This window comes from Gallibacterium faecale (assembly GCF_027920745.1).
Taxonomy (GTDB): Bacteria; Pseudomonadota; Gammaproteobacteria; order Enterobacterales; family Pasteurellaceae; genus Gallibacterium; species Gallibacterium faecale.
Map to the genome: position 1 here is coordinate 25,181 of NZ_JAQIBB010000051.1, position 9,708 is coordinate 34,888.

Annotated in this window: 6 protein-coding genes; 1 reads left to right on the forward strand and 5 read right to left on the reverse strand. The window is 38.2% G+C overall.

What is annotated here, in order from left to right:
* Window position 1 precedes the first annotated feature (1 nt).
* Window positions 2-3,160, forward strand: coding sequence for a type I restriction endonuclease subunit R (locus PF272_RS05030; protein ID WP_271141869.1), 3,159 nt, complete (start codon window positions 2-4; stop codon window positions 3,158-3,160).
* On the opposite strand, the gene bioC is transcribed toward PF272_RS05030, so the two are convergent.
* The 5 genes from bioC to ppiD all read right to left on the reverse strand — a co-directional run bounded on the left by bioC (window position 3,157) and on the right by ppiD (window position 9,428).
* Window positions 3,157-3,984 carry a malonyl-ACP O-methyltransferase BioC gene (bioC, locus tag PF272_RS05035; protein ID WP_271141870.1) on the reverse strand — a complete coding sequence of 276 codons (828 nt, stop codon included), beginning with the start codon at window positions 3,982-3,984 and terminating at the stop codon, window positions 3,157-3,159. The two genes, PF272_RS05030 and bioC, sit on opposite strands and share 4 nt — an antisense overlap.
* A gap of 97 nt (window positions 3,985-4,081) precedes the next feature.
* A complete protein-coding gene (locus PF272_RS05040) occupies window positions 4,082-4,729 on the reverse strand; it encodes a DUF452 family protein (protein WP_271141871.1) in 648 nt (215 codons plus the stop codon).
* Window positions 4,730-4,855: 126 nt separating this feature from the next.
* Window positions 4,856-6,013 carry an 8-amino-7-oxononanoate synthase gene (locus PF272_RS05045; RefSeq protein ID WP_271141872.1) on the reverse strand — a complete coding sequence of 386 codons (1,158 nt, stop codon included), beginning with the start codon at window positions 6,011-6,013 and terminating at the stop codon, window positions 4,856-4,858.
* 59 nt (window positions 6,014-6,072) lie between these two features.
* Window positions 6,073-7,365, reverse strand: coding sequence for an adenosylmethionine--8-amino-7-oxononanoate transaminase (bioA, locus tag PF272_RS05050; RefSeq protein WP_271141873.1), 1,293 nt, complete (start codon window positions 7,363-7,365; stop codon window positions 6,073-6,075).
* A gap of 194 nt (window positions 7,366-7,559) precedes the next feature.
* Window positions 7,560-9,428 (reverse strand): peptidylprolyl isomerase, encoded by a 1,869-nt coding sequence (gene ppiD / locus PF272_RS05055; protein ID WP_271141874.1) that lies wholly within the window; start codon window positions 9,426-9,428, stop codon window positions 7,560-7,562.
* Between the last annotated feature and the right edge of the window lie 280 nt (window positions 9,429-9,708).

Here is a 9,708-nt window from a genome sequence, read left to right on the forward strand (position 1 = left end):
CATGAAAATCAATGAATCCACCATCGAAAACCAAGCTATTGATACCCTACAAAATCTTGGTTGGCAATATGCTTATGGTAAAGAAGTTTTGGCTGATTGCGCCTTTCCTTGGCGAGAAAATACTAAAGAGGTTATTTTAAAACCGATCTTAGCCGAGGCAATTAAAAGACTTAATCCACAACTCCCTGACTCTGCCATAGATGAAGTCGTAAAAACAGCGACTCAAACTGATATTCTTACGCTATCTGAACAAAACAAACATTTCTATCACTATTTAAAACAAGGTGTTCCCATTAGCTATATCAATGCAGACGGAGAGGAAAAACACGAATACGCCCGTTTAATTGATTTTCAGACAGCCACTAATAATCACTGCTTAATTGTCAATCAATTAGAAATTAGCGGAAAGCGTGGCAAGCGAATTCCTGATTTAATCGCTTTTATCAATGGCTTACCTTTGGTGGTGTTTGAATTTAAAAATCCACTGGATGTACAGGCTGATTTAAGCAAGGCCTTTAATCAATTACGCACCTATCAAGACGATATTGCCGATCTGTTTATCTATAATCAATTACAGGTTATTTCCGATGGAACTACGGCTCGTATCGGCTCTTTAACTGCGGATTATGAGCGATTTTTACCTTGGCGAGTGGTTGATGAGAAAAATAATAGCCAACGCATTACTTTTGAAGATGAATTAGACGGCTTACTCAAAGGTTTAATGACGCCAACCAATTTATTGGATTATATTCAATACTTTATTGTTTTTGAAAACAACAATAAGGGCTTACCGATTAAAAAATCTGCCGCCTATCATCAATATTACGGGGTCAATGAAGCGATAGAATGCACCATTGCCGCTAATCAAACGCATAGCCAAAAAATCGGTGTAGTGTGGCATACGCAAGGTTCGGGGAAATCGCTTTCGATGCTCTTTTATGCCGGAAAATTGATTAGCCAACCTGAACTTAAAAATCCGACCATTGTCGTGGTAACTGATCGCAACGATTTAGACGGACAGCTATATACGACTTTTTGCAATGGCAAAGATACTATCCGACAAACACCTATCCAAGCCGATGGACGGGAAGAACTGCGCACAGAACTGGCAAAGCGTGAAAGTGGCGGAATTATTTTTACTACTATTCAAAAATTTGCCTTGCTGGATAATGAAAACAAACACCCGGCATTAAACGAACGACACAATATTATTGTGATTAGTGATGAGGCTCACCGTTCACAATATGGTTTTAATGCCAAATTAAATGAGCGTGGCGAATATCGTACCGGCTATGCCAAACATTTGCGTGATGCCCTACCTAATGCTTCATTTATTGGCTTTACTGGTACACCAATTAGCCTAGAAGATAAAGACACACAAGAGGTTTTTGGGCGTTATGTATCCATTTATGATATTCAAGATGCGGTAGATGACGGTGCTACCGTGCCGATTGTGTATGAGGCAAGGCAAATTCCACTGCGGGAAAGTGCCGAATTTGTACAGGCGGTTAATGAGGCACAAGACTTGATTGATGATGACGAGAACAGCTATAACTTCCGCCTCAGAGAACAATTATTGGGGGCTGACAGTCGCCTGCAAAAATTAGCTGAAGATTTGGTACAACATTTTGAACAACGCAATGAGCTAAGCGAAGGTAAAGCCATGATTGTGGTAATGAGTCGCCAAATTTGCGTGAAGCTATATCAACAGATTGTTGCATTACGCCCGGAGTGGCACAGCGATGATGTCATGCAAGGTGCCATTAAAATTGTAATGACCGGCTCTGCCAGTGATCCTGAAGAGATGCAAAAGCATATCTACTCTTCAACCGATAAAAAAATCTTGGAAAAACGCTTTAAAGATCCTGATGATCCGCTAAAAATGGTGATTGTGCGGGATATGTGGCTGACCGGTTTTGATGCACCGTGTTGTCATACCATGTATATTGATAAACCGATGCAAGGGCATAATTTGATGCAAGCCATTGCTCGGGTAAACCGAGTATTTAAAAATAAAAGCCGTGATAACGGCGGTTTGATTGTTGATTATGTAGGTTTAGCCGATGAACTGAAAAAAGCCACTCGTACTTATACCAATGCCGGTGGTAGAAGTGATGTTAAAACAGATGTGCATACCATTTTTCATAAAATGGAAGAATACATCAGTATTATCAGGGGGCAATTTGCTACACCGGTTGACGGCAAAATTATTGATGTTCAGCACGCTTTAACATTAACCGAACCGAACAAAGTTTTGGCGGAAGTCCGTAAAGCCGCTTCACATATTTTGGGCTTGGATCGTGTCAATCCACCCAAAGATAACGAATCCTCTACCCCACGCAAGAATGCGTTTTTACAAGCCATCCGACTGGCAAAAAAAGGTTTTTCTTTATGCGGTACGCTACCTGAAAGTAAAGCATACCAGCTAGAATTGGCTTTTTATGATGCAGTACGAGGCACAATTGTTAAAGCGGAAAATCAAGGCTCAACAAAAACACCAAAAGAAAAGCAATTGGCATTATTAAAATTACTAAACCGAGCAATACAATCCGATGCCGTCGTTGATCTGTTTGATTTATTGGAGCAAGACTATCCGCATATCGATTTATTATCCGAAGACTTTTTAGGCATTGTCAAAGAAAGCGACAGCCCGGATTTATGGGCAAGTACCCTTGAAGGATATTTAAAAAGCGAAATTAGAGATAAAGCCTCACGCCACTTGGCAACTCAAAAACGCTTTGAGGAAAAGCTCAAACAGGCAATGAACCAATACCATAACCACAATTTAACCGTGATGGAAATTATCACCGAGTTGGTGGAAATGGCTAAAGCGTTACAGGCAGAATTGGCAAAAGGTCAGCAATTAGGTTTAAATTCGGCAGAATTGGCTTTTTATGAAGCACTGGCACAAAATCAAAGTGCAGTCGATTTAATGGGCGATCAAGGTTTGATTAAATTGGCTCAAGAAGTGACACAAACGCTAAAAAAATCCATCAGTATCGACTGGCAACATAAAGAGTCTGTGCGTGCCAAAATGCGAGTATTGATTCGCCGTGTGTTGCTCAAATATAAATATCCGCCTGACTTACAAACTCAAGCAATTGAATTTGTATTGGAACAAGCTGAGGTCGTGGCGGAGGAACTCTCATCTAAACCTTAGTTAGGCTTCTCCACCATCACATAAATCGGGCAATAGGTTAAACTTACTTGCCCGTTTTTCGTGGTGAATTGCTGTTGATATTCTGCAATAAAATTTTGTAATTTCCGTTTTGTCCAAAAATGTTGTTGAGTGGCGGTAACGCCCGTTGCACGCAAATGTTGTAGCACACGTAAAGGTGAGTCAAAGGTTAGGCGAATGGTTTCTGTTGATAAATGTTTAATCACAAAATCCCGTTCAAGCCATTGCTGCCACTGTTCTAGTGTTGGGTATGCTAAACCAATCCCTGTTAATTGGCGAATTTCAAATAAATTGTCTGGGGCAAAGCCATTAAATAGCAATATCCCCTTTTCATTAAGCTGCTTAGCGCAATGCTGGAGAAACCTTACCTTATCATTCAGCCATTGAATAGCTGATGCAGAAACAATTAAATCCAGCTGATGTGGCAGCTGAATTTGTTCAATATCACCTAATAAAAACGACACATTTGAATGCCAAGATTGATCGGCTAAATATTGCATTACCACATCACTCTGATACAAATCATTCAACAACCAATTATCGATCTCTGCATAATTGGCTAAACGCTGGGTAAAATCGCCTGTACCACAACCAATCTCCAGTACATTTTTAAACTTTGTTTGGTTTGTTGTCGCTAATATATCAATTAAACGTTGATTGATCTGTTGTTGAGCAATAGCTGCCTCTGTATAACTATACTGTGCTGCTTGAAAACGCGATTTTATCGTTTCTTTATTATAAGTTGAGGTAAAAATAACAACTTCCCTTTTGTGATGAATATAATCGTTGTAATCGTTGGATGTCAAAATAATACGGCGTTATCTCATCACATCGTATTATTGATAAAAGGCGTTATTATACTGAAATTTATCTGAAAATAGCGCCCGCAGTTTTAAAATTACTTTACTCCTGCCATAACGCTTGCCAAGTTTTTAAGTACGGAAAGGCGTAATGCCCCGCTTCAATCGTTCTTATTTGGCAACGATCTTGCCAATAGGCACGTTGATTCTCTACTGGGAAAATACGATCTTGAGTGGCAATCCAAGCTATATCCCAATTAAACGGAACTTGCGGTCGCAGTTCAATTTGTTCAGCTAAATAAACGAGCTCTTGATAAATATCAGCAAATGATCGGTAATCTGTTCGCTGCTGATAGTCTGCTAATAATGCTTTACTCTGACACATTCTGCGTTCAAATTTATGCCGATTTGCTTCATCCAACCCCGCTAATGTTCCAGTAAAAATCTGTTTTGGAATGCCAAATTGATCATCACTTGGAAAGCTGGTGCCATTAATGGCAATCGCTTTGCTTAACGGAATTTGCTGCATCACTTGTTCTGCTACCCATACTCCCATTGACCATGCCACTAAATAAATCTGCTGATAAGGTGAGAAATCAAAATCAAGTTGCAGATCACGATAGTCATAACAAATTAATAAATCATATTGATCACTTAATTCAAGATGAGAAACAACACTTGGTGGTGTTCCCCACCCAGCAAAATAGACTATTAAATTTGGCTTTCCTCGTTGTAGATACTCTATTCTCATTATGCTTACTCTAATCGCTGTTGATATAAACCGTTTGCTTGCAAAATAATATAGAGTTACATCGTTTCACCCTATTATTTATGCCGTCTTTGACTTACTACCTTGTTTTATCCTGCACCTAAAGAACTATATTGCACGTAATACCGTCATCAGTTGTTCGATCTCTTGCTCACTAATCGCTGCGGTTAATGAAAAACGAATACGTGCCGTTCCTTTAGGCACTGTTGGCGGACGAATTGGTAATGCATAAAAGCCTTGCTGCTGTAAGTATTCAGCTGTTTTTACCGCAGCTTGATTCTCGCCTGTAATATAAGGTACAACATTTGTACTACTTGGCATTGACTGTCCCAACTCTGTCTGAATAAACGTTCTTAAACGCTGACTTATGTTGGCTAAATGAAGTCGATCTTGGCTAAATCTAGGTAACTGCTGCCATAAGAAATAGCTCCAAGCAACATTAAACGGTGGCAAGGCAGTCGAAAAGATTAATGGACGCATAGTATTAATTAAGTAATCTTTCATTAACTGATCACAAACAACAAACGCCCCCATAGAAGCCAATGCTTTACCAAATGTCCCCACTAAAAAATCAATCGCAGCAATACTCCCTTGCTGTTCTGCTATCCCAAGCCCTTTTTCACCAAACACACCAACTGCATGAGCTTCATCCACATACAATAAAACATTGTGATACTGCTGTTTAAGCTGTATTAAAGTTGGCAAATCTGCAACATCCCCATCCATACTAAACACACTTTCAGTCACAATAATAATGCGTTGGTATTGTGAGGCTTGTTTTGCCAAAATCTCAGCTAAATGTGCATAATCATTATGGCGATACCGTACCCATTTTGCTTCTGATAAACGTAAACCATCAATTAAACTGGCATGAACTAATTTATCTGCCACAATCAACGTTTGACGATCGCTAATCGCTGGTAAAATCCCAATATTGGCGTGATAACCACTATTAAATAATAAGCAGGCTTCCCGTTGGAAATCTCTCGCTATTGCTTGTTCCAGTTGAGTATAAATTGGGAAATTTCCCGTTAATAGACGAGAAGATGAACTGGTTAATGGATTTTCGGCAGAATTTATCTGGGCTAAAAATTCACTGAGCAATGTTGGATTTGCTGCTAATCCTAGATAATCATTCGAAGATAAATTGAGTAAAGTTTGTCCTTTTTTCTCAATCCATTTCTCATGATGGTTAATCTCTGGAAAACTACGTTTTTGCCCAATCTGGGCTAATTCAGTTAATTTAGTTTCAAAAAATAGATGCATTGTATTTATTTAATTTTCTACTGTTACTCAAAAAATAGTCAGGAATCACTAAACAATAGCTAAGCAAGCTGATACTCATTCTTAATTGCTTGTAACATTCCTTTAATTAATTTTTCTAACTCCTCCTCCCCAATAATAAATGGTGGCATTACATATACCAACTTACCGAATGGACGTAACCAAACGCCTTGCTCAACAAAACGCGGTTGGAGTGTAGCCATATTGACCGCTTCTTTCATCTCAATCACACCGATTGCGCCTAAAACTCGGACTTCATGTACACAATCCCAAGTTTGGGCAAGAGTTAAACCTTGACGTAATTGTTGTTCAATTTTTGCTACTTTATATTGCCAATCACTCTCCAATAATAAATTGACAGAAGCATTTGCAATCGCACAAGCTAACGGATTTCCCATAAAGGTTGGGCCATGCATAAAACAACCTGCTTCTCCAGAACAAATTATCTCTGCCACAGATTGGCTAGTAATCGTTGCGGACAAAGTCAAATAACCACCGGTTAATGCCTTACCTAAACAGATAATATCTGGAATGACATTGGCGTGTTGGTATGCAAACAGTTTTCCTGTTCGTCCAAATCCAGTTGCAATTTCATCAAAAATCAACAATACGCCGTACTGTTCACATAATGCTTTTGCTTTTTGTAGATAAACAGGTGAATAAAAATACATTCCTCCCGCACCTTGCACAATCGGTTCTAAAATTAAACCCGCTATATTTTGGTGATGTTTCTCAAGTAAATCTTGTAACGGCTTAATTGCATTCTCATCCCACGCCTCACCAAATTTAACTGGTGGTTGTGGTAAAAAATATTGAATCGGTAAACTTTTACTGAACAGTGAATGCATCCCTGTAATAGGATCACAAACTGACATTGCGTGCCAAGTATCGCCATGGTAGCCAGAGCGAATTGTCGCAAATTGGTAGCGTTGTGTTTCACCTTTTGCATGTTGATATTGAATTGCCATTTTCATCGCCACTTCAACCGCAACCGATCCACTATCAGCAAAAAAAATTTTATTCAGCGTTTTGGGCAAAATTTTTACTAAAGTTTCTGTTAATTGCACAGCAGATTCATGAGTAAAACCACCAAACATAATATGACTCATACTTGCCAACTGCTGTTGCGCTGCTTGATTCAATACTGGGTGATTATAGCCATGCAATGCTGCCCACCAAGATGACATTCCATCAATTAATTTGCATCCATCTTTTAAGGTGATGATCACCCCATCTGCTCGCTCAACAGGATAAATCGTTGGCGGATTACTGATAGAAGCATACGGATGCCAGATATGTTCACGATCAATTTCAATACAATGTTGTAAGTCCATTTTTTCTACTTTTCCTCTGTATAATCTTTTAAGTTCAAAATAAGACAAGGCAGCCAGCCAAAAACCATAAAATAATACGACAAAGCGGGGTCACTCAGGATTACTCTGAAATTAAACGACTCTATCTCTAATTAATATAAAAGCTCCGTAAGCGAGTACCTACGGAGCTTTTCATCTCTCATCTAATCAATTGGTTATTGATCTTGTAGTTGATCTAACATCTCTTGATTGATTTCTACTTTTGCTTTTTCTCTCAATGCTTTTAATAGCGTAGATTGCAGATCATTTTGACGAATTTGCATTAATTGTGACACAAATGCTTTTTCTTGTTCTGCAGAAAGTTGTCCATCCTCTACTTTATCTAACGCAATCACAATAATGTCACCATTATCATTTGCGCCTACGTGATAACTTGGTTTGTTATCCACTGGTTTTGACATCGCAAAAATTTGTTTATCCAATGTTGGATTTTTACTTTCCGCATATACCGCAGTTAAGTCTTGCTTAAATTCAACAGCAGAAGTATCTCCAGCTTGTAATTTAGCTACCAAACCTTTAACGCGTTCTAGCTCAATTTTTTCCGCTTTTTGACGTTGTAATAAGTCAACAATTTGAGCTTTCGCTTCTGCTAATGGCTTAGTTCCTGCTGCTTTATAGTCCATCACACGGAACATAACACTATGATTTTCACCAACACTAATCATTGATGAATTCATTCCGCCTTGTACTAATTCAGGACTAAAAATTTCACTCACTACATTGCTGAAGTTTAATGCGGCTGGTACATCATCTCGTGCAAAATAATCTGTTTCTTTAACGGTTAAGTTACCTTCTTTTGCTGCTGCCGCTAAACCGCTTTGATCTTCAAATGCTTTATCTGCAACAGCTTTTTCAACACTAAAATATTGGCGTGTTGCTAAGTCTTGACGCACAACATCCGCAATTTTACTTTTAACTTGTTCTAACGGTAATACTTTCGCTTCGTTGCGAGCTAACACTTTAATAATATGGTATTTATCATCTACTTTGGTCGGTTTACTATAAGCACCCACAGCAGTTTCATTTGCAGCAGCTTCAAACGCTTTTGGTAATTGCCCTGCTACTACCCAACTTAAATCCCCGCCATTAACCGCAGTTAATTTATCAATTGAGTATTGTTTTGCTAGCTGCTCAAAATTCGCATCTTGTTGTAATTTTTGATAAATGTCATTTGCTTCAGCTTCTGTCGCTACTTGAATATGTTCAAGATGTTGACTCGCTTGTCCCATAAATTGCGCTTTATTATCTTGATAATATTGTGCAATTTCTACATCACTAACTTGTAGATTTTTCGCTAAATCATCTTTATTTAAATCAAGATATTGTACTTTTACCAATTCTGGTGTCGCAAAAGCTGCTTTATGTTGATTATAGTAAGCTTCAACTTCTTGATCTGATATAGCTTGCTTTTCTGCTAATGGTGCAATTGGGAAAGTCGCTAAACGCACAGTACGTTTTTGGAAAAACAATTTTACAAATTGTTGCTGTTGATCTGCGGTGAGGAAATCTGTGCCTAATAATGAATTCATTAATTGCGACATCACTAAATCTTGGCGTACTAGATTAGCGTATTGCTCAGATGTTAAGTTATTGCTGGTTAATAACTGTTGATATAATGCATTATCAAATTTGCCATCTTTTTGGAAATTTGGACTCATAACAATTGCTTGTTTTACCGCATTATCACCAACACCTAGTTTCAATTCATCAATATATTGACGTAATAACTCTTCATTAATTAAACGTTCTAATACTGATTTACGTAAGCCGTTGGTAAAGTCTGCTGAATCAGCTACTGCCGCAAACTTATCACCCATTTGCATTGCAAGTTGTTGATATTGCGCTTGATATTGTTGTTGGAATAATTGTTGAGAGATCTCAACACCATTTACGGTAGCTGCGGATGTATTTTGTCGTGAAATTAAATAACCAGCCACGCCACTTAATACGAATGAAACAGCAATGAGCCCCATGATTACTTTCCAGACAACACTATTTGTGTATCCGCGCAGTTTCTCCATCATAGCGAGATTTTCCTTATATTTATAAAAGACAATAATGTGCGAAATTATATAGAAAAGTTGCTTACCCTGCACCTATTTAGTAAAAGCAAATCGCGATATTAGAGTAATTTTGCAGCCATCCTACATTTTATAGTCATTTGATTTCAAAATAATCTTGCGTTACCTCGCCTCATCGTATTATTTATACGCTCTTCAGCTTGTTGCTTTTTCTTGTTTTGAACTTAAATGACGATATTTCACTACACAATTTAGATCGTTAAGAAAAAGCTGGTTAATTTTT

What these genes read in the sequence shown, in the direction of transcription:
- PF272_RS05030 (WP_271141869.1), top strand. Translation starts at nt 2, where the DNA reads ATGAAAATCAATGAATCCACCATCGAAAACCAAGCTATTGATACCCTA.
- PF272_RS05040 (WP_271141871.1), bottom strand. Translation starts at nt 4,729, where the DNA reads ATGAGAATAGAGTATCTACAACGAGGAAAGCCAAATTTAATAGTCTAT.
- PF272_RS05045 (WP_271141872.1), bottom strand. Translation starts at nt 6,013, where the DNA reads ATGCATCTATTTTTTGAAACTAAATTAACTGAATTAGCCCAGATTGGG.
- bioA (WP_271141873.1), bottom strand. Translation starts at nt 7,365, where the DNA reads ATGGACTTACAACATTGTATTGAAATTGATCGTGAACATATCTGGCAT.
- ppiD (WP_271141874.1), bottom strand. Translation starts at nt 9,428, where the DNA reads ATGATGGAGAAACTGCGCGGATACACAAATAGTGTTGTCTGGAAAGTA.